At 70.2% G+C, this 19,145-nt stretch carries 25 protein-coding genes; 23 read left to right on the top strand and 2 right to left on the bottom strand.

All coding sequences use genetic code 11. The annotated features are described in order from the left end of the window. Positions 1 to 6: 6 nt before the first annotated feature. Complete coding sequence (locus CEG14_RS19770) at positions 7 to 393, bottom strand: hypothetical protein (protein WP_094828086.1); 387 nt, start codon at positions 391 to 393, stop codon at positions 7 to 9. Continuing rightward, complete coding sequence (gene sctW, locus CEG14_RS19765) at positions 390 to 1,490, bottom strand: type III secretion system gatekeeper subunit SctW (protein WP_094828085.1); 1,101 nt, start codon at positions 1,488 to 1,490, stop codon at positions 390 to 392. The genes CEG14_RS19770 and sctW overlap by 4 nt, the downstream gene beginning before the upstream one ends. 202 nt (positions 1,491 to 1,692) lie before the next feature. Between sctW and CEG14_RS19760 the strand changes: the two genes are divergently transcribed. From CEG14_RS19760 to sctC, 23 genes are all read left to right on the top strand, one after another. Beyond that, positions 1,693 to 2,415, top strand: coding sequence for a hypothetical protein (locus CEG14_RS19760; protein ID WP_256985875.1), 723 nt, complete (start codon positions 1,693 to 1,695; stop codon positions 2,413 to 2,415). A 4-nt stretch (positions 2,416 to 2,419) separates the two neighbouring features. Further along, a complete protein-coding gene (locus CEG14_RS19755) occupies positions 2,420 to 3,232 on the top strand; it encodes a hypothetical protein (protein ID WP_094828084.1) in 813 nt (270 codons plus the stop codon). 67 nt (positions 3,233 to 3,299) lie between these two features. Next, positions 3,300 to 3,887 carry a hypothetical protein gene (locus CEG14_RS19750; protein WP_094828083.1) on the top strand — a complete coding sequence of 196 codons (588 nt, stop codon included), beginning with the start codon at positions 3,300 to 3,302 and terminating at the stop codon, positions 3,885 to 3,887. 53 nt (positions 3,888 to 3,940) lie between these two features. Continuing rightward, a complete protein-coding gene (locus CEG14_RS19745; protein ID WP_094828082.1) occupies positions 3,941 to 4,252 on the top strand; it encodes a hypothetical protein in 312 nt (103 codons plus the stop codon). A 23-nt stretch (positions 4,253 to 4,275) separates the two neighbouring features. Continuing rightward, positions 4,276 to 4,785, top strand: coding sequence for a SycD/LcrH family type III secretion system chaperone (locus CEG14_RS19740; protein ID WP_094828081.1), 510 nt, complete (start codon positions 4,276 to 4,278; stop codon positions 4,783 to 4,785). Next, entirely contained in the window at positions 4,782 to 5,603 is an 822-nt protein-coding gene (gene sctB, locus CEG14_RS19735; protein WP_094828080.1) for a type III secretion system translocon subunit SctB, read from the top strand. Before CEG14_RS19740 ends, sctB begins: the two co-directional genes overlap by 4 nt. 16 nt (positions 5,604 to 5,619) lie before the next feature. Continuing rightward, positions 5,620 to 6,885: a type III secretion system translocon subunit SctE gene (gene sctE / locus CEG14_RS19730; RefSeq protein ID WP_094828079.1), complete on the top strand. Its 1,266-nt coding sequence runs from the start codon at positions 5,620 to 5,622 to the stop codon at positions 6,883 to 6,885. 27 nt (positions 6,886 to 6,912) lie between these two features. After that, positions 6,913 to 7,392 carry a SycD/LcrH family type III secretion system chaperone gene (locus CEG14_RS19725; RefSeq protein WP_255032440.1) on the top strand — a complete coding sequence of 160 codons (480 nt, stop codon included), beginning with the start codon at positions 6,913 to 6,915 and terminating at the stop codon, positions 7,390 to 7,392. Positions 7,393 to 7,461: 69 nt separating this feature from the next. Then, entirely contained in the window at positions 7,462 to 7,881 is a 420-nt protein-coding gene (locus CEG14_RS19720; RefSeq protein ID WP_094828078.1) for a hypothetical protein, read from the top strand. A 7-nt stretch (positions 7,882 to 7,888) separates the two neighbouring features. Beyond that, positions 7,889 to 8,317 carry a type III secretion system inner rod subunit SctI gene (gene sctI, locus CEG14_RS19715; protein ID WP_094828077.1) on the top strand — a complete coding sequence of 143 codons (429 nt, stop codon included), beginning with the start codon at positions 7,889 to 7,891 and terminating at the stop codon, positions 8,315 to 8,317. Then, on the top strand, positions 8,317 to 9,108 hold the full coding sequence (gene sctJ, locus CEG14_RS19710; protein WP_256985852.1) for a type III secretion system inner membrane ring lipoprotein SctJ: 792 nt from the start codon (positions 8,317 to 8,319) through the stop codon (positions 9,106 to 9,108). The genes sctI and sctJ overlap by 1 nt, the downstream gene beginning before the upstream one ends. Then, positions 9,105 to 9,740: a SctK family type III secretion system sorting platform protein gene (locus tag CEG14_RS19705; protein WP_094828076.1), complete on the top strand. Its 636-nt coding sequence runs from the start codon at positions 9,105 to 9,107 to the stop codon at positions 9,738 to 9,740. Before sctJ ends, CEG14_RS19705 begins: the two co-directional genes overlap by 4 nt. After that, the gene (locus CEG14_RS19700; protein WP_094828075.1) at positions 9,710 to 10,345 is read left to right on the top strand and encodes an HrpE/YscL family type III secretion apparatus protein; all 636 of its coding nucleotides are present in this window, start codon (positions 9,710 to 9,712) and stop codon (positions 10,343 to 10,345) included. Before CEG14_RS19705 ends, CEG14_RS19700 begins: the two co-directional genes overlap by 31 nt. 5 nt (positions 10,346 to 10,350) lie before the next feature. Beyond that, the gene (gene sctN, locus CEG14_RS19695; protein WP_094828074.1) at positions 10,351 to 11,682 is read left to right on the top strand and encodes a type III secretion system ATPase SctN; all 1,332 of its coding nucleotides are present in this window, start codon (positions 10,351 to 10,353) and stop codon (positions 11,680 to 11,682) included. Continuing rightward, positions 11,679 to 12,185: a type III secretion system stalk subunit SctO gene (gene sctO / locus CEG14_RS19690; RefSeq protein ID WP_094828073.1), complete on the top strand. Its 507-nt coding sequence runs from the start codon at positions 11,679 to 11,681 to the stop codon at positions 12,183 to 12,185. Before sctN ends, sctO begins: the two co-directional genes overlap by 4 nt. Then, positions 12,182 to 12,793 (top strand): hypothetical protein, encoded by a 612-nt coding sequence (locus CEG14_RS19685; protein WP_094828072.1) that lies wholly within the window; start codon positions 12,182 to 12,184, stop codon positions 12,791 to 12,793. The genes sctO and CEG14_RS19685 overlap by 4 nt, the downstream gene beginning before the upstream one ends. A 26-nt stretch (positions 12,794 to 12,819) precedes the next feature. Further along, complete coding sequence (sctQ, locus tag CEG14_RS19680) at positions 12,820 to 13,920, top strand: type III secretion system cytoplasmic ring protein SctQ (protein WP_256985851.1); 1,101 nt, start codon at positions 12,820 to 12,822, stop codon at positions 13,918 to 13,920. Continuing rightward, on the top strand, positions 13,917 to 14,669 hold the full coding sequence (locus CEG14_RS19675; RefSeq protein ID WP_094828071.1) for an EscR/YscR/HrcR family type III secretion system export apparatus protein: 753 nt from the start codon (positions 13,917 to 13,919) through the stop codon (positions 14,667 to 14,669). The genes sctQ and CEG14_RS19675 overlap by 4 nt, the downstream gene beginning before the upstream one ends. After that, entirely contained in the window at positions 14,669 to 14,935 is a 267-nt protein-coding gene (gene sctS / locus CEG14_RS19670) for a type III secretion system export apparatus subunit SctS (protein WP_094828070.1), read from the top strand. Before CEG14_RS19675 ends, sctS begins: the two co-directional genes overlap by 1 nt. A gap of 12 nt (positions 14,936 to 14,947) precedes the next feature. After that, the gene (gene sctT / locus CEG14_RS19665) at positions 14,948 to 15,751 is read left to right on the top strand and encodes a type III secretion system export apparatus subunit SctT (RefSeq protein WP_094828069.1); all 804 of its coding nucleotides are present in this window, start codon (positions 14,948 to 14,950) and stop codon (positions 15,749 to 15,751) included. Next, positions 15,748 to 16,803 (top strand): type III secretion system export apparatus subunit SctU, encoded by a 1,056-nt coding sequence (gene sctU, locus CEG14_RS19660; protein ID WP_094828068.1) that lies wholly within the window; start codon positions 15,748 to 15,750, stop codon positions 16,801 to 16,803. The genes sctT and sctU overlap by 4 nt, the downstream gene beginning before the upstream one ends. Then, a complete protein-coding gene (locus CEG14_RS19655; protein WP_094828067.1) occupies positions 16,800 to 17,198 on the top strand; it encodes a CesT family type III secretion system chaperone in 399 nt (132 codons plus the stop codon). Before sctU ends, CEG14_RS19655 begins: the two co-directional genes overlap by 4 nt. A gap of 49 nt (positions 17,199 to 17,247) precedes the next feature. Then, positions 17,248 to 19,134, top strand: coding sequence for a type III secretion system outer membrane ring subunit SctC (gene sctC, locus CEG14_RS19650; protein WP_255032438.1), 1,887 nt, complete (start codon positions 17,248 to 17,250; stop codon positions 19,132 to 19,134). The last annotated feature ends 11 nt before the right edge of the window (positions 19,135 to 19,145 follow it).

Below are 19,145 nucleotides of genomic sequence, written 5' to 3'. Positions count from 1 at the left end.
CCGCGCTCAGCGGGTGGCGTCGCGCACGGCGTCGAGCCAGCGGTTCAGATAATCGACGGCGGCGCGCAGCTGGGCCGGCTCGATGCCGGCCTCCTCGATGCGGACCAGGGCCAGCAGCCAGTGCCGGTGTTCCCGGTTGCGCAGCGCCACCTGTACCGGCCAGCCCTCGTGGCGGCTGTGGTGGGCGCGCTTGAACGCCCGCAGCAGCCAGGCGCCGGCCTCGTACTCGGCGGGCGCGGCGACATAGAGCGCCAGCCCGGTGCCGGTGCGTTCGATGCCGACGCGGCGCCCGGACTCGGCCTGCAGCGCCAGCGTGCCGCGCTCGTCGAGCGCGAGGGGACCGAAGCCCCATTCCTGGCCCAGGGCGGCCAGTGCCTGTTCGGCGGCGTTCATGCCTCTTCCTCGTCGATCGCCACGTCCAGGGCTTCCTGGGCCGCGTTCAATAAGCTGTGACGCACGTCGGCGTCGGGATAGATCTGCACCGGCAGGTCCTTGAGCATGGCGCGCACGCCGGCCATGAAGGTCACGCGGGCCTCGGGGGCGGTCACGTTCTGCTGGTTCGCCAGGGCGGTGAAGCGCGCCTCGCTGACCCAGCGTTCGCCGGTGATGCCGATCAGGTCGCGCATCAGCCGCGGGCTGTCGAGCGCGGCGCCGTGGCGCGCGGCCAGGCGCTCGCCCAGCTCGGCGCAGCCGTCCAGCACCGTGACGGCCACTTCCAGGTGATAGAGATCGCTGACCAGCACCTGCAGCCGGCCGGTGTCGGTGGAGGGGCGGGCGGCGGCGAGATCGTGGCCGAGCGCCGCGATCAGCTGCTTCAGGCCGCGGCTCAGGTCGGCCTCGCCGAAGCGCTCGAGCGCCAGGCCGAGCGTCTTGGCCAGCGAGGTCTCGCCCAGCACCACGTCGCGATAGGTCTGCTGGAAGCGGGCCACGCCGGCGGGATCGGCGGCGAACTCGCCGGCGCTGCGCAGCGCGTTCAGGCCGGCGCGGATCTCCGGGCCGCGCTCGATCTCGAGATCGGCCAGCGCGTCGCGGATGGCTTCCAGCGCGGCCGGATCGGCGCCCTGGCGCTCGCCTTCGCGCAGCGCGTATTGCAGGCCGAGGTATTGCTGGGACACGTCGCCGAAGGCCTGGGCCGCGCCCTGGCGCGGCGAGGCCTGGCCGGACAGCAGCTTCTTGGTCAGCTCGATCAGCTTTTCCTGGGCGTCCGGATCGTGCGTGTCGTCCAGGAATTCGACGATCTCCTGGGCGTCCAGCAGCTGCGGCGGCCGGTCCGCCTTGACCTTGCGTTCGGCGTGGTGCTTGTCCTCAGTCTTCTCGGCCATGTGCAGGCTGAGTTCCTCGGCGCCGTCGGCGAGCGAGACCTCGCCCGCCAGCGTCACGGTCTTCTCGCCCAGCATCAGGCCCGCCTGCTGCTGGGCGGCAGAGGCGTCGGCGTGGGCGGTGGCGGCGCCGAACCCGGGGGTCGGCAGGCCGGAATCGATACGGTTCATGGTCTCCGGGCACCCGCCGTCGCGCCATTTCCGGTTGCGGGATGGCGACGGGTGCCTGACGGTAGTAACGGCAGGCCGGCTTTGGTTCCCATCCCGGGCACGATTTCTTTTGCGGCGGCGGCGGAACCAAACCCCGCGGCGCCGTTACGAACCGGTCATGAGCCAGGGCGGGGCCCCGGCATGATCGAAACGGGAGAGAACCATGAGCGTCAACGGCATCAATATGGGCGGGGTGCAGAACATCGATCTGAGCTCGATGGACCTGGAGACGGCGTTGATGCAGGTGCAGAGCCAGCGCAGCCAGCTGCTCGAGGCCAGCCTGCAGACGCAGCTGGCCGCGGTGAACCAGCGCAACCAGGACATCGCCAAGCTCAACGAGCAGACCAATGGCCTGAGCAGCGCCAACCTCGACCTCCAGACCTCGAACGTGGAACTGGGCACCAAGATCGCCGAGCTCAAGGACCTGCAGGGCCGCCTGGCCGCCAGCAAGTGCCCGGACGACAACGGCTGGTACGGCCTGTCGTGGGGGCAGGGCGACGATGCCGCGCTGTCGCACCAGACGCTCAAGCAGATCGAGGACGCCGGCCTGATCATCCCGACGGGCGACGACAAGCCGCGCGACGTGGACGGCAACGGCACCATGGACGCCAAGGGCAAGGTGGTGCAGAACTTCGTCGACCAGCTGGCCGGGAAGATCGCCGGCATGGAGGCGCAGATGACGGCCAATAACAAGCAGATCGACGCCAATAAGGTGGAGATCGACAAGAACAAGTCGGCCATCGACACGCTGTCCAACTCGCAGCAGATGGACATGCTGCGCCTGCAGGGCCTGACCAACAAACGCAACGAGGCCTTCGACGTGATGACCAACTTCGTCAAGAAGATGCAGGAGAACCGCTCGTCCATCATCGGCAACATGCGCTGAGGCCATGGCCGCGATCCCGCCTTCCAATGGTCCCCGTCCCACGCTCGGCGGCGTCGGCGTGGAGGGCAGCGGCCCGGTCGACGGCGCCGCGCTGGTGGGTGCCGACCAGGAAACCGCCCTGATGTCGGTGCAGGCCGAGCGCGTGCGCCTGATCGACAAGCAGGTCGAGGTCCAGGTCGAGGAGCTGCGCCAGCTCAACCGCCGGCTCGAGCTGCTGAATCAGGTGCAGGCGGGGCTGAAGTCGGTCCAGGCGCAGTTTCCCGCCAATGCCAAGTTCGACAAGGAATGGGACGACGCGGGCGGTGGCTGGAGCTACGCCATGGCCGACCGGATCAATCGCGCCGCCATGGAGGCGGGCGTCGACCTCGGCTTCGCGTCGGACGGCAACACCTGGCGTCTGTTCGGCCACATGGGCGACATGAAGGAGTTCGCCCAGCGCTACCTGCCCGAGCAGGCCGGTGCGCTGGCCGCGTGGCGCGACAAGGGCGAGCTCGGCGGGCATCTGGTGGCGGCCGACCTGGCCAGGCGGATGGGCGGGCGCGACGGCTTCCTGACGCCGGACCATCCGGGCCAGACGCTCAACCGCTGCCCGGGCGGCATCCGCTACGACAGCGAGTTCGGCGAGCTGCGCCAGGCGGTGTCGCGGGTGCAGGGCGTGATCGACGAGTGCGCCAACCGCCAACAGGACCAGATGCTGCGCCTGCAGGCGCTGGTCAACCGCCGTAACGAATCGGCGGAGATGATGAGCAATTACGTGAAGAAGATGCAGGAAAGCCGATCTGCGATTTCCTCCAAGATCGGCGGAACCGACGCCTGATTGTTGTTACTCACACAGCAGATTCGCAATTCATACGTCGGCCGGGGTGGCCGGCCAGGAGCCAGAAATGAGCATGAACATCGGCAATATGGGTGTGGGCAACATCAGCAGCCTCGATCTCTCGAGCATGGATATCGAGACCGCGCTGATGATGGTGCAGAGCCAGCGCGTCTCGCTGCTCGACAGCCAGCTGAACCAGCAGATCCAGGAAGTGCAGAACCGCAACAAGCTGACGGCCTCGCTCAACGACATGCAGGCGGCGCTCAACAGCATGAAGGCGACCCTGCCGAGCAAGGACGCCGCGCCGGGCGACAAGGTGCCGGACAACGCCGACAACCGCCAGCTCGCCGCCAACTTCGCCACCATCTCGTCGGCGCTCGGCATGGGCACCTCGCCGGTCGGCGTGAACGGCACGGTGGACAACGAGAAGGGCGTGTCCGCCAGCCAGATCTCCAGCATGCCGACCCGCGAAGGCCTGGAAAAGATGATCAACAGCGTCAAGACCCAGCTCGACACGGCCAGCAACAGCCAGCAGATGGACATGCTGCGCCTGCAGAGCATGAGCAACAAGCGCAACGAGGCCTTCGACGTGATGACGAACTTCGTCAAGAAGATGCAGGACAGCCGCTCCTCCATCATCGGCAACATGCGCTGACCCGCGCCCCTCCCAACCCCGCACGCCCATATAGACCAGCACGGAGCAAGACCATGGCCGAAACCCAGCAAGACCAGAACATCCAGGCGCTCATCGACCGCGCCGACGCCGTCGTGCGCAATGCCCAGCGCGCCATCGAGGACTCCGACGAGCGCCTGCGCCGCCTCGGCCTCGACCCGGCCAAGGTGCGTCAGGTGCTGGCGGCCCAGCCGGTGTCCGAACAGGTGCGCGCCGACGCCGAGAAGCTGTATCGCCAGGACATGGAAGACATCGAGCGCGAGGTCGAGCAGGAAGCCGCCCACGCCCGTCATCGCACCGAACCGCGCGCCAGCACCGGCGCGAAGCGCCCGCGCGCCATGGTTTGAGCCTCACGCCAGGAGACACCGTCATGAGCACCGCCCAACAGACCGGGATGACCAGCGAAGAATATGGCGCGCTGCACGACCAGATCGTGGCGCAGTTCGCGCGTGGCGGCTCCCTGGGTGAACTCAACGGCATGACCGCCGACGAGTGCGAGGCGCTCTACAGCCTGGGCTACGGGCTGTACGAGAAGGGCCGCTACCCCGACGCGCTCAAGGTGCTGTCGTACCTGGTGGCGCTCAACCATACCGAGCATCGCTACCTGGTGGCACTCGGCGCGGCGGCGCAGGCGCTGGGCAAGCACGCCGACGCGCTGCAACAGTACATGGCGGCGACGCTGCTCGATCCGCTCGAACCGGCGCCGGCGTTCTACGCCGCCCAATGCCTGACCGAGATGGGCCAGTTCGACACGGCGCTGCAGTCGTGCGACCTCGTGCTGTCGATGGCCCGGCCCGACGTCCACGCGGTGCTCATCGACCGCACCCAGGCCCTGCGCAGCGTGCTGGTGTCGCGCGGCGCCAAGGAGAAACAAGCATGATCAACGTGAATTCCCCGGCCGGCCTGAATCCGGCGCTGCTCAATCCGCTCGACCCGGGCGTGGCCGCCAACGTGCCCGCCGGCGCCAGGCAGCTCGACGCCACGCTGCTGATCGCCAAGCAGGGCGCCGGCGACGTGCTGGGCAAGGTCGGCCTGACCGAACCGAACATGGGCCGTGCCGGTCCGGCCGACGTGGCCGCCGCGCTGGCCGGACTGAACGACAGCGTCGGCACCGACATCTATGCGGTGATGGCCCTGATGCAGAAGCTGGCGCAGGAGCAGCGCAATGCGGCGCGCGAGACGCGCGCCGCCGACATGACGGCCCAGGTCTCGGCCCTGCAGTCGGCCGCCGACAAGATCCAGGAAGCCGCCGAGGAGCGCTTCAAGGGCGCGCTCGCGGCCGGCATCATGCAGATCGCCGGCGGCGTGGCGCAGGTCGGCGCCGGCATGGCCGGCATCGGCTCGTCGATGAAGGCCGCCGGCCTGAAGGGCATCGAGGATCCGACCGCGGCCCAGCGCACCGCGCTGGGCAAGCACGACGGCATCGCCAACAACAGCAGCGGCATGGGCCAGGGCCTGAGCGGCATCAGCGGCGGCATCGGCAGCATGATCCAGGCCGGCTTCGACCGCGCGGCGGGCCGCGCCGATGCCGACCGGGCGCGACTGGAAGCGGACGCCAAGGTCGCGGAGACCGGCGTGCAGCACGCCAACGACCTGATGCAGCAGATGATGGACGTGATCCGCGACGTGCGCGACAAGCTCGGCGCCATCGAGCAGAGCCGCGTCGAGACCAACCGCGGTATTGCCCGCAACATCTGACCTGGCGAGGCCTCTCATGGACATCCGGAATACGCCTTCGCCCCTGGCGGGCGGCCAGACGCCGCAAACCGCGGGCCTGGATGCGGCCGCCAACGTGGTGCGCAGCGCCAACATCGACGTGGCCGCGCTCGCCTCGCAATGGGCCGCCGACATCGCCCAGACCCGCGCGGCCGGGGGCGACGGCGTCATCAATGCCAACGGCAAGCCGGCGCTGGCCGCGCCCACCAAGCAGTTCTCGCCGGCCGACATGGTCGACCTGCTGCGCAACCTGCAGGGCAAGACGCAGGAGGCGCAGCTGCGCACGGCCAAGGAAAACATCGAGAACAACCGCATCGAGCAGGCCAAGAACAACGAAGAGCAGACGCGCAAGATCGACGAGTGGATCCAGAAGAGCAAGGAAGCCAACAAGGGCGGCCTGCTGGGCAAGATCTTCGGCTGGATCGGCGCCATCGTCGCCGCCATCGCGGCCGCGCTGATGGTGGTGGCCGCGGTGGCCGCCACGGCGGTGACCGGGGGCGCGGCCGGACCGGCCATGATCGCGCTGGCCGCGATCGCCGTCACCGGCGCGGTGTCGCTGCTCGCCACCCAGATATCCACCGAGTGCGGCGGTCCCGAGATCAGCATCAGCAACCTCGTGACCCAGGCCGTGAGCAAGCTGCTGCAGGCCTTCGGCGTGGAGCCCGAGCTGGCCGAGAAGATCGGCAACATCGTTGCGGGCGCATCCATGCTGCTGACCGGCGCGATCCTGGTCGAGCCCGGCGCGCTGGGCAAGATGGCCGGCGCGATCGCCACCGTGGCCGGCGCGGATCCGGAGACCGCGGGCTACATCGCCATGGCGATCGGCCTGGCCGCCACCATCACGGTGGGCGTGGTGATGGCGGTGGCCTCGTTCGGCGCGGGCGCGGTGTCCTCGGCCACCAACATCGCCGGCAACGTCACCGCCCAGACCGCCAAGACGGTGGCCGACACCGCCAAGACGGCGGGCCAGGTGGCGCAGGGCGCCGCCGCCATCGCCAAGGGCGTGGGCCAGGTCGCGACCGGCGCCGAGTCGATCCAGAGCGCCAAGGCGCAGGAGGCGGCCGACAAGGTGCTGGCCGACAAGAAGGCGCTCGAGGCCATGATGGTCAAGCTGCAGGCCTCGATGGAAGAGGACCGCGAAAAGATGAAGGAAGTGATGCAGGCCATGGACGAGGGCATGCAGATGGTCAGCAAGATGATCTCCGCCGCCGCCGACAGCATGAGCCAGGTCACGGCCAACATCGGCAAGCGGGCGATGGTCTGAGCCAAATCGAATACGGAGCCAAACAACGTGTCTACCCCTACCTCCACCGCCGCCCGGTCGGCCTTCGGCCAGGAACTGTTCGACGGCCTGGCGGCCCTGCCGGGCAGCCAGCGCCTGACCAGCGAGCAGCTCGAAGTGATCTACGCGCTGGCCTACGCCCACGTGGCGCAGGGCCAGTACGCGCAGGCACTGCCGGTGTTCGCCTTCCTGTCGCAATACGGCCCGACCCGCAAGCACTACCTGGCCGGTCTTGCGCTGTGCCTGCAGATGGAAGCGCGCTACGACGAGGCGATCCGCATCTACTCGCTGATCGGCGTGCTGTTCCCGACCGCGGCGGAAGCCACGCTGCGCGTGGCCGAATGCCAGCTGGCCCAGGCGCAGCTCGACGCGGCGCGCGCCTCGCTCGAGCTGGTGCTGGCCAGCGCACGCGAGGACGCGGCCCATGCCGGCCTGGCGCCGCGCGCGCAGGCACTGCTGTCGGCGCTCACCAAGGAGGCGCACGCATGAGGGCGCGCACCCATGAGTGATACGTCTCACAGCATGTCCGCAACGGCCGTCTCTCACGAGGCGGCTTTTGTGCTTGATGCGGACGAGGCCCGGCTCTTCACCGAGGTCGGCTTTCTTGCCGCCGGCCGCGGCGACGTGCAGCACGCCGACGCGATCTTCCAGGCGCTGCGCGGCATCCGGCCGCGGCGTGCCTATCCCTGGCTCGGCCTGGCCGTGGCGCGCATGAACGCGGGCCGCGCCGCCGAGGCCGTGACCGTGCTCGAACAGGGCGAGGCCTGCATGGCCGATGCCCCGCCCGCCGAGGCGGCGCTGCTGGCCGCCTGGCGCGGCTTCGCGCTGCAGCTGGCCGGCCGCAGCGGCGAAAGCACGCGCCTGCTGCAGGCCTGCGCGCACGGCGACGGCGAAGGCGCCGCCCTGGCGCGTGCGCTGCTCGGCCTGCCCGCAGCGCCGGCCGCCGCTTCCCCGACCTCCGAATCCACGACGCGTTAGGAACCCCATGGACATCTCCGCGCTTTCCGCCGCGCTCTCGCCGGCCCTGGACACGCTCAAGACCCCGGCGGTGCAGCCCAGCGCCGACGCCACCGAGCGCTTCAACCGCGTGATGGGCGCCGCCGATCCCGAGGTGGGCGCGCCCACCGGCGTGCACGCCGCGCTGCAGGCCGCGTTCGCGGCCCCGGCCGACGGCGCCGCCCCGGCCACGCTCGGCAGCCAGATCCTGTCCGGCCTGCAATCGACCACCGGCGACTTCTCGCAGAAGTGGCAGGGCATCGCCGCCAACCTCGACCGTCTCGGCGCCCAGAGCTCGCTGTCCGACATGCTGCGCCTGCAGGGCGAGCTGCTGCAGGTGTCGGTGCAATACGAACTGGTGGGCAAGGCCGTGGCCCGCACCACCCAGAATATCGACACGCTGGTCAGGATGTCCTAATGCACGCCGTACCGTTTCATCTGCTTTCCTGGAAGTCCGTGCGCGTCGCGCTGGCGGCCCTGCTGATCGCGCTGCTGGCCGCCTGCGGTTCGCGCGTCGAGCTGTTTTCCGCGGCCAGCGAAAGCGAGGCCAACGAGTTGTTGTCGGTGCTGCTCGATTCGGGCATCCGCGCCGAGAAGTCGGTCACCAAGGCCGGCGTCGCGGTGTCCGTCGACGGCGCCCAGGTGGCGCGCGCGCTCGACATCCTGCGTTCGCGCGGCCTGCCGCGCGAACGCTTCGACGGCATGGGCCAGATCTTCCGCAAGGAGGGCCTGGTGTCCTCGCCGCTGGAGGAGCGGGCGCGCTACATCTATGCGCTGTCGCAGGAGCTCACCAACACGCTGTCGCAGATGGACGGCGTGCTGGCGGCGCGCGTGCACGTGGTGCTGCCCGAACGCGGCGGCGTGGGCGAGAACACCACGCCGTCCACGGCCGCCGTCTTCATCAAGCACCAGACCGGCTACAACCTGGACGCGCTGCAACCGCAGATCCGCAAGCTGGTGACGCACGCCATCCCCGGCCTCACCGAAGACCGCGTGTCGATCGCGCTGGTCTCGGCGCAGCCGGCCGCGCCCGGCGAATCGCAGGCGCCGGTGGCGGTGCCTGCCACCGGCCTGTGGGCCGCCGTGGCGGTGCTGGCGCTGCTGGTGGCGGGCCTGGGCGGCGTGCTGGTGTGGCTGTTGGTGCGCCGCAGCCGCGAGCCGGCGCTGGCGCCGCGGCGCGAGCCCGGCACGGCCGGCGGCGCGGCATGAGCGAGGCTTTGTTCGGCGCGCGCATGCTGGAGTTCAACCAGCTGCCCAGCCGCACCCTGCATCCGAGCCGGCTGGCCGAGCATGCGCCGCCCGGCGCGGCCGCGCCCGCCGGCATGGAGACGGCCTGGCACCGGCTCTGGTCGGGCGAGATCCTGGCCCGCCTCGGGCTGGCCAGCCGGCCCGTGCTCGACGGCGCCCGGCCCGAGCTCGCGCTGGCGCTGCTGCCGCCCGACCGGCTCGGCCGCTGTGCCCGGCTGGTGGGCGCGGCCCTGTGCGCGCCGCGCCTGCGCCGCATGATCTCCGGCGCCGAGGTGCGCGAGGTGCTGGGCACGCTCGGCCCCGACGTGCTGGCGCTGGCGCGTCACGACGCCCTGGCGCGTAGCGGCATCGCCGAGTCGGCCGGCTGGCCGCTGGCACGCACCGTGGCCGCGGTGGACGAACTGGGCCTGGCCGCCACCCGCGCCGCGCTGTCCGACGGCGGCGACGCCCTGGCGCTGCGCGCCGAACTCAAACTGCCCGCCGTGCCGGCGGCTGCCGCGCCGCTCGCCGCGCCGGCCGCGCTGGCGCTGGCGCTCGATGTACTCAAACACGCTGAACCGACATGGGCTTCCTCCTTCCCCACCCTGGCCTGAAGGCCGCCGAGCGGCCGCGCCTGGACCCCGCCGACAAGATCCTGCGGGCCGCGGATCATGCCGCGCTGGCCCAGGCCGATGCGCTGCTGGCGCAGGCGCAGGAGGCCGCCCGTGCCATCGAGGCCGGCGCCCAGGCGGCGTTCGATGCCGAGCGCGAGCGCGGCTATGCCGACGGCCGCGAAGAGGCGCTGATGGGCCAGGCCGAACGCATGATCGAGACGGTGGGCCGCACCATCGAATACTTCGCCGGCGTCGAGAACGAGATGGTCGACCTCGTGATGGCGTCGGTGCGCAAGGTCATCGACGGTTTCGACGACCGCGAGAAGGTGATGATCGTGGTGCGCAACGCGCTGGCCGTGGTGCGCAACCAGAAGCAGATGACGCTGCGCCTGAATCCGGCCGAGGTCGACGTGGTGCGCGCCCGCATCAACGACCTGCTGGCCGCCTATCCCGGCGTGGGCTATCTCGACATCCTGGCCGACGGCCGGCTGGCGCGCGGCGCCTGCATCCTGGAAAGCGAGATCGGCATGGTCGAGGCCAGCCTGGAAAGCCAGTTCCAGGCCCTGCGCAACGCGTTCCAGCGCACGCTGGGCAGCCGGGTGTAGCGGCCATGCGCCAGTTCGATTACATCACCGAGATGATGGAGGTCGCGCTGCAGGACACGCCGACCCTGCGCATCAAGGGCCGGGTCACGCAGGTGGTCGGCACCATCATCAAGGCCGTCGTGCCCACCGTGAAGGTGGGCGAGGTCTGCATCCTGCGCAATCCGGGCGAGGACTTCGAGATGAAGGGCGAGGTGGTGGGCTTCGCGCGCGACGCGGCCCTGCTCACGCCCATCGGCGACATGTACGGCATCTCGTCGGCCACCGAGGTCATCCCCACCGGCCGCGCCCACATGGTGCCGGTCGGCCCCGGGCTGCTGGGCCGGGTGCTCGACGGCCTGGGCCGCCCGCTCGACGAGGCCGACCTGGGCCCGCTCGAGGCGAAGAAGTTCTATCCCGTGTTTGCCGAGGCGCCCGATCCGCTCACGCGCCGCATCATCTCCAAGCCGCTGGAGCTGGGCGTGCGCGCGCTCGACAGCGTGCTGACCTGCGGCGAAGGCCAGCGCATGGGCATCTTCGCGGCGGCCGGCGGCGGCAAGTCCACGCTGATGGGCATGCTGGTCAAGGGCGCCGACGTGGACGTGACGGTGGTGGCGCTGATCGGCGAGCGCGGCCGCGAGGTGCGCGAGTTTCTCGAGCACGAACTCGGCCCCGAGGGCCGGCGCAAGAGCGTGATCGTGTGCGCGACCAGCGACAAATCGTCGATGGAGCGCGCCAAGGCGGCCTACGTGGCCACCGCCATCGCCGAGTATTTCCGCGACCAGGGCAAGCGCGTGCTGTTCCTGATGGACTCGGTGACGCGCTTTGCGCGCGCCCAGCGCGAGATCGGGCTGGCGGCCGGCGAGCCGCCGACCCGCCGCGGCTATCCGCCCTCGGTGTTCGCCACGCTGCCCAAGCTCATGGAGCGCGCCGGCATGAACCAGCACGGCTCGATCACCGCGCTGTACACGGTGCTGGTCGAGGGCGACGACATGACCGAACCCATCGCCGACGAGACCCGCTCGATCCTCGACGGCCACATCGTGCTGTCGCGCCGCCTCGGCGCGTCCAACCACTATCCCGCGATCGACGTGCTGGCCTCGGCCAGCCGCGTGATGAACGCGGTGATCACGCCCGAGCACAAGCGCATGGCGGGACGCCTGCGCGAGCTGATGGCGAAGTACCAGGAGGTCGAGCTGCTGGTGAAGATCGGCGAGTACAAGCGCGGCGGCGACAAGGTGACCGACGAGGCCATCGATCGCATCGATGCCATCAACACCTTTCTGCGCCAGCGCACCGATGAGCGCACCACGCTGGCCGAGGCGCTCGAACGGATGCAGCAGATCGTGGGGCCGGCATGAGCATGTTCGACGAACTGCTGGCCATCAAGCGCTTTCGCGAAGGCCAGGCCGAGATCGCGGTGGCGCGCCAGCGTCAGGTGCTGCAGGACGCGCGCGACGGCGAACAGGCCGCGCTGCGCAGCCTGGACGACTTTCGCGGCTGGGCCGACGCGCACGAGCGCGAGCTCTACGGCGACCTGTGCCGGCGCACGGTGCGCGTGCGCGAGATCGAGTCGGTGCTGCAGGACGTGGCCGGCCTGCGCGAAGGCGAACGCCAGCACGAGCAGGCGCTCGACGCGGCGCGCGCGGCGGCCGAGCGCGAAGAGAGCGCGCTGCAGGCGCGGCGCGACGATCATCGGCAGGCCACGCGCATGAGCGAAAAGTTCGTCGAGCTGGCGCGCTCGCATTTCGATGCGCAGTTGCGCGAGGCCGAGCGCAAGGAAGACCTGGAAATGGAAGAAGCCGCCAGCGTGGCGCGCGACCGCGACGACTGGGAACAGCACGAGGAGTACGAGCCGTCATGAGCATCGACCGCCACATCAGCCTCGACACGGCGATCGCGCAGGGCCTGCCCGACCTGAACCAGTCCGGCGCCGGCACGCGGCGCGAGGCGCGCGAGGGCGACCGGCAGGCCTTCGAACGGGCGCTCGGCGAGGACGCCCCGGGTGCCGACGACGCGGCCGCCCGGCGCGGCCAGCAGGACACGCCTGCGCCGCCCGCCGGCGCCTTCGGCCTGTTCGCGGGCGCGGCCGCCCGCGTCGAGACGCCGGCCGACGCCGCGTTGCGCGCGGCCCTGCGCGAGCACCTGCTCGCGGCCGCCAGCCAGCTGCGGGTGGGCGAGGGCGGATCGGGGCGGCGCGAAGTCAGCGTCACGCTCGACGAGGCCGTGCTGCCCGGCGTGACCGTATCGGTGCAGGAAGACGAGGGCCGCGTGGTGGCCGCCTTCGTGTGCCGGGTGGAATCGTCGCGCGAGCGCCTCAATCTCGCCGCGCCCGGGCTGGCCGCCGACCTGGCCGCCGCGCTGGCCCGGCCCACGCTGGTGCAGGTGAGCACCGACGATCCCGAAGACCTTTGCCTGACTGAATCACGCGCCGAGCCCGAGGGCGGCGGCGTGCAACCGAGTTCGCCGTGAAATTCCCAGAAGAAGATATCCCTCGCATGAGCGCGAGCCTGGACCTGAATCCCGGAGCCGCCGCGCCGGCACAGCTCGCCGCCCGCCTGCCGCGCCTGTCGGGCAACGAGGCCCGCGCGCTCGACCTGGTGGCCCGCCACGGCGCCGCGCTCGACATCGTGCTCGGACAGGGCGGCCCCCAGCCGGGGGCGTGGCAGGTGAGCCTGACGCCGGGCGTGGCCGACGGCCTGCTGGCCGGCGACGCCTTCGGCGCCGAGATCGAATGGGCCGGCGCGCGCCTGCACCTCACGCTGCCGCGCGCGGCGCCCGCGGCCTGGCTGGCCGAACGCCACCCCGAGCTCGCGCCCGCGCCGCTGCCGGACGCGCTGGCCGCGCTGGCGCTGGAGGGCCTGCTGGCCGAGATCCAGGAAAGCGTGGCCGGGCTCTCGCCCGCCGGGCCGGCGCGCGTCACCGCCGCCGAGGCCGAACTGCCGGCCTTGCCGCACCTCTGGACGCTCAGCGCCCGCGCCAACGGCAGCGGCGCCACGGTCTACGCGCGGCTCGCGGCCGACGGGCTCGGCCTGCTGCTGCTGGCCGGCCTGCTGGCCCAGGGCGCGATCGCGCGCAACGGCCTGGCGCTCGAGGCGCTGCCGGTGCTGCTGCGGGCCGACATCGGCGCCACGCGCCTGCCCGCGAGCGCGCTGGCCACGCTGCAGCCGCGCGACGTGCTGCTGCTCGACCATTACTACGTGAGCGAGCAGGGCGAGCTCTGGCTGTCCGCCGGACAGGGCCAGGGCCTGCGCGTGCGCGCCGACGCATCAACCTACATCGTGACCCAAGGCTGGACCTCCCTCATGACCGAACCGCAAGCCGACGCCGCCCCGCAAGCCGAGGCGCAGGCCCCCGCCGCCCCGCTGGCGCTGGCCGACATCCCCGTCAATCTGACCTTCGACCTGGGCGAGCGCCGCATCACGCTGGCGCAGTTGCAGACCCTCCAGGTGGGCGCCACCTTCGATCTGCAGCGGCCGCTGGCCGATGGCCCCGTCATGATCCGCGCCAACGGCGCGCTGGTCGGCACCGGCAACCTGGTGCAGATCGACGATCGCATCGGCGTGGTGCTCGCAACGCTGGGACCGGGCGCCGCATGAGTTCCTATGATCCGATCACCCTGGCGGTGGTACTGGCGCTCATGGCGCTGGTGCCGCTGGCCGTGGTGATGACGACCTCGTTCCTGAAGATCGCGGTGGTGCTCACGCTGGTGCGCAACGCGCTGGGCGTGCAGCAGGTGCCGCCCAACATCGCGCTTTACGGCCTGGCGCTGATCCTGTCGGCCTACGTGATGGGACCGGTGGTGATGCAGATGAGCGAGGAACTGCGCTCGGTCGGCCGTGGCCAGGCCCAGTCGGCGCCCGCGCCCACCGCGCGCCAGGCGCCGCCGCAGCAACAGACCGGCGGCATGCTGCACCTGGACAACAGCACCCCCGCCGCGACGCCCGAGGAAGACCGCCTCACCGGCATCCTCGAGGCCGTCGGCCGCGGCGCCGAGCCGATGCGCGGCTTCATGCTGAAGAACAGCCGGCCCGAGCAGCGCGACTTCTTCATGCGCACCGCGCGCACGCTGTGGGGCGAGGCCCAGGCCCGCAACCTGAAGGAAGACGATCTGCTGGTGCTGATTCCGTCGTTCCTGTTGTCGGAGCTGACCGCCGCCTTCCAGATCGGCTTCCTGCTCTATCTGCCGTTCGTGATCATCGACCTGATCGTCTCCAACATCCTGCTCGCCATGGGGATGATGATGGTCTCGCCGGTGACGATCTCCATGCCCCTCAAGCTGTTCCTGTTCGTCATGGTCGACGGCTGGACCCGCCTGATCCAGGGCCTCGTGCTGTCGTATACGTGATGGGTACCGTCGATCTCGTTTCATACATGACCCAGGCGCTGTACCTGGTGCTGTGGCTGTCGCTGCCGCCGATCGCGGTGGCGGCCATCGTGGGGACGCTGTTCTCGCTGTTCCAGGCGCTCACGCAGATCCAGGAGCAGACGTTGTCGTTCGCCGTGAAGCTGATCGCGGTGTTCGCCACGCTGATGCTCACCGCGCGCTGGATCAGCGGCGAGCTCTACAACTTCACGATCTCCGTGTTCGATCTTTTCTACAAGATTCACTAGGAGAGACCGGCCATGTTTTCAGGCGTGACGTATGCGGAGGCAAAGATTTTCCTGGGGACGCTCGCGCTCACCCAGCCGCGCATCCTCGCGCTCTGCGTCATGCTGCCGCTGTTCAGCCGCCAGAACATGCCGGGCATGCTGCGCTACGCGCTGGCCGCCGCGATCGGCCTGATCGTGGTGCCCGCGCTCACGCCGCAATATGCCGCGTTCGACCCGACCTGGATCGATCTGGTGCTGCTGGTCGGCAAGGAAGTGTTCGTGGGCGTGGCGATGGGGTTCCTGGTCGCGATCCCGTTCTGGATCTTCGAGGCCGTGGGCTTCGTGATCGACAACCAGCGCGGCGCCAGCCTGGGCGCCACCATCAATCCCGCCACCGGCAACGACTCCTCGCCCATGGGCATCCTGTTCAACCAGGCCTTCATGGTGTTCTTCCTGGTGGGCGGCGGCTTCACCCTCATGCTCACCATGCTGTACGACAGCTTCCGGCTGTGGGACCTGTTCGCATGGGGCCCGGCGCTGTCGCGCGACAACGTGCCGCTGATGCTGGACCAGCTCAGCCGCTTCGCGCGGCTGGTGCTGCTGTTCGCCGCGCCCGCCATCGTGGCGATGTTCCTGGCCGAGCTGGGCCTGGCGCTGGTGAGCCGCTTCGCGCCGCAGCTGCAGGTGTTCTTCCTGGCCATGCCGATCAAGAGCGGCCTGGCCCTGCTGGTGCTGGTGCTCTACATGGGCACGCTGTTCCAGTATGCCGATGACGCGACCGGCCAGATCAGCACGATCCTGCCGTTCCTCGACAGCCAGTGGCGGGAGGCGCGATGAGCGGCGAAAAGACAGAACAGCCATCCCACAAGAAGTTGCGCGATGCGCGCAACAAGGGCGAGGTGGCGCACAGCAAGGACTTCACCCAGACCCTGCTGGTGCTGGCGCTGTTCGGCTACATGATCGGCAACGCGCAGAACATCATCGAGGCGCTCGGCCGCATCCTGCTGCTGCCCGCCGACCTGGCCGGCATGCCGTTCGAGATGGCCCTGCCGCAGGCGCTCGACGCGGGCCTGCGCGAGGCGATCGCGCTGCTGCTGCCGTTCGTGCTGATCGTGCTGGGCGTGGGCATGTTCGGCGAGTTCCTGCAGGTCGGCATCGTGCTGGCGTTCCAGAAGCTCAAGCCGTCGGGCCAGAAGCTCAACCCGATGGCGAACCTGAAGAACATGTTCTCGAAGAAGAACCTGGTCGAGTTCCTCAAGTCGTTGCTGAAGATCGCGTTCCTGTCGGCGCTGGTCACCGTGGTGGTGCGCGACGCGCTGCCCGAGCTGATGTCGGTGCCCTACAGCGGCCTGGCCGGCCTGCAGACCGGCGTGGGCGGCATGCTGCGCACGCTGATCGTGAACATCGCCGTGGCCTACGTGATCATCTCGCTGGCCGATTTCGCCTGGCAGCGCTTCCAGCACCGCAAGGGGCTGATGATGAGCAAGGAAGAGATCAAGCAGGAATACAAGGAGATGGAGGGCGACCCCCACATCAAGCACAAGCGCAAGCACCTGCACCAGGAGATGGTGATGCACGGCGCCACCGGCCAGGCCCGCAAGGCCTCGGTGGTGGTCACCAACCCGACCCACCTCGCCGTCGCCCTGTACTACGAACCCGAGGAAACCCCGCTGCCGCTGGTGCTGGCCAAGGGCGAGGGCGCGCTGGCCGAAGCCATGATGCAGGCCGCGCGCGAGGCCGGCGTGCCGGTCATGCAGAACATCCCGCTGGCCCGCGCCCTGATGGCGCAGGCGCAGCCCGACCAATACATTCCGAGCGAACTGATCGAGCCGGTGGCCGAGGTGCTGCGCCTGGTGCGCAAACTCGCCGCCGCGGAGGAGCCGCAATGAATACCGCAACCCACCCGCTGATCCAGCGCTACGTGCAGCGCCACCAGCTGCCCGACGCCGTGCGCGCCGATGGCCGCGCCACCCTGTTGATCGACGAGCGCTTCCGCGTCCACCTGACGCCCGCGCCGCAAGGCTGGCTCGCGCTGAACGCGCGCCTGCTGGGCCTGCCCGCCGCCGGCCGCGAGCGCGACGAGCTGCTCGGTGAAGTGGGGCAGTTCGCCGCCGGCATGCTGGCCGGCCATGCGAGCACGCTGGTGGTGGACCCGGCCGAGGAAGCCATCGGCCTGCAACAGATGATCCGACCCGACGCCAGCGATCTGGACGTCGACGAAGCCGTGGGCCAGTTCGCCAACGCCCTGTCGTTCTGGCAGGCGGTGGCGCGGCGCTACGCATGAACCTCATTCAGGCATACCGAAACGGACCGCGGGTCCGGGGAGAAGAACTTTGAAGCGCACCATTCTGGCGGGGGTCCTGTCGCTGGCCCTGTTGGGCACGGCCCAAGCGGCGCCGAACTGGCCCATGGCGCCCTACAGCTACTACGCCAAGGAAGAGAGCCTGCAGAACGTGCTGCGCGAGTTCGCCGGCGGCTTCTCGCTGTCGCTGCAGCTCGGGCCCAATGTGAGCGGGGTGGTCAACGGCCGCTTCAACGCCAACACGCCGACCGAGTTCATGGACCGGCTCGGCGGGGTCTATGGCTTCAACTGGTTCGTGTATGCGGGCACGCTGTTCGTGAGCCGTTCCAGCGACATGATCACGCGCTCGGTGTCGTCGATGGGCAGCTCCATCGTGTCGCTGCGCGAGGCGCTGCAGCAGCTCGGCGTGCTCGACCCGCGCTTCGGCTGGGGCGAGCTGCCCGACCAGGGCATCGCGCTGGTGTCGGGCCCGCCGGGCTACGTCGAACTGGTGGAACGCACGGTGGCCGCGCTGCCGATGGGCGCGGGCGGCCAGCAGGTGGCGGTGTTCCGCCTGCGCCACGCCTCGGTCAACGACCGCACCATCAGCTATCGCGACCAGAAGGTGGTCACGCCCGGGCTGGCCACGGTGCTGCGCAACCTGATCCTCGGTTCGGGCAGCGGCAACAACAATGAAACGCTCGCCGCCATCGCGGCGCCGCTGCGCGACGCGCCGCCGGTGTTTGCCGGCAGCGACGCGGCGGCCGCGCCGGCGGCGGCGCCCGCGGCCGGCGGCGCACGCGTGCAGCGCGCCGGCGGCCTGCGCTTTCGCGAGCCCACGGTGCAGGCCGATTCGCGCCTGAACGCCATCATCGTGCAGGACATTCCCGACCGCATCCCGATCTACCGCAACCTGATCGAGCAGCTCGACGTGGCCAGCACCCTGATCGAGATCGAGGCCATGATCGTGGACGTGAACTCGGACCTGGTGCGCGAGCTCGGCGTGACCTGGGGCGCGCGCGCCGGCACGGCCTCGTTCGGCTACAGCGACTTCAACCTGGCGCCCACCGGCCTGCCGCTGTCGAGCGGCGCCGACCTCGCGCCGGGCACCATCGGCATCAGCCTGGGCAACACGCTGGCCGCACGCCTGCGCGCGCTGCAGGGCAAGGGCCAGGCCAACATCCTGTCGCAGCCGTCGGTGCTCACCACCGACAACCTGGGCGCCGTGCTCGACCTCTCCGACACCTTCTACATCCAGACGGTGGGCGAGCGCGTGGCCACGGTCACGCCGATCACGGTGGGCACGTCGCTGCGCGTGACGCCGCGCTACATCTCCGGCAAGGGCGGCGCGGAGGTCGAGCTGACCGTGGACATCGAAGACGGCCGCATCCAGGAGGAGCGCCAGATCGACCGCCTGCCCACGGTGCGCAAGAGCACCATCAGCACGCTGGCCGTGGTCGGCAACGACCAGACCCTGCTGATCGGCGGCTACAACAGCAGCCAGGACAGCGAGCGCGTGGACAAGGTGCCGCTGCTCGGCGACATCCCCCTGCTCGGCGCGCTGTTCTCGAGCAAGTCCACCACGGTGCAGCGGCGCGAGCGGCTGTTCCTGATCCGGCCGCGCGTGGTTGCGATCAACGGCGACGTGATCGCGCCGCCGCGCGGACAGGCGCGCGTGGGCCAGGCCATGAACCTGACCTGGGGCGGCATCGACAACCCGATGACGGCCGGCCAGTATCTCGACCTGGCGCAGGGCCAGCGCACGCAGGTGGTGTTCGAGCCGAATGCGCCGGTGAACGGCGGCGGCATGCCGCTGCGCGTGTCGCCCGACTACATCGAGTCGCTGCCGGTGCCGGAGCCGACGCGGCGCGACGGCCGGCCGATCCTGCGCATCGAGCCGCAGGGCGCGCCGGATACCGGCCGCACGCCGGGCGGCTGACGAAGCGAGGG

The organism is Bordetella genomosp. 1, assembly GCF_002261335.1.
In the GTDB taxonomy this organism is placed as follows: Bacteria; Pseudomonadota; Gammaproteobacteria; order Burkholderiales; family Burkholderiaceae_B; genus Bordetella.
Note: the sequence above shows the minus strand (reverse complement) of the source record. Positions and strands in the feature narration are given on the sequence as shown.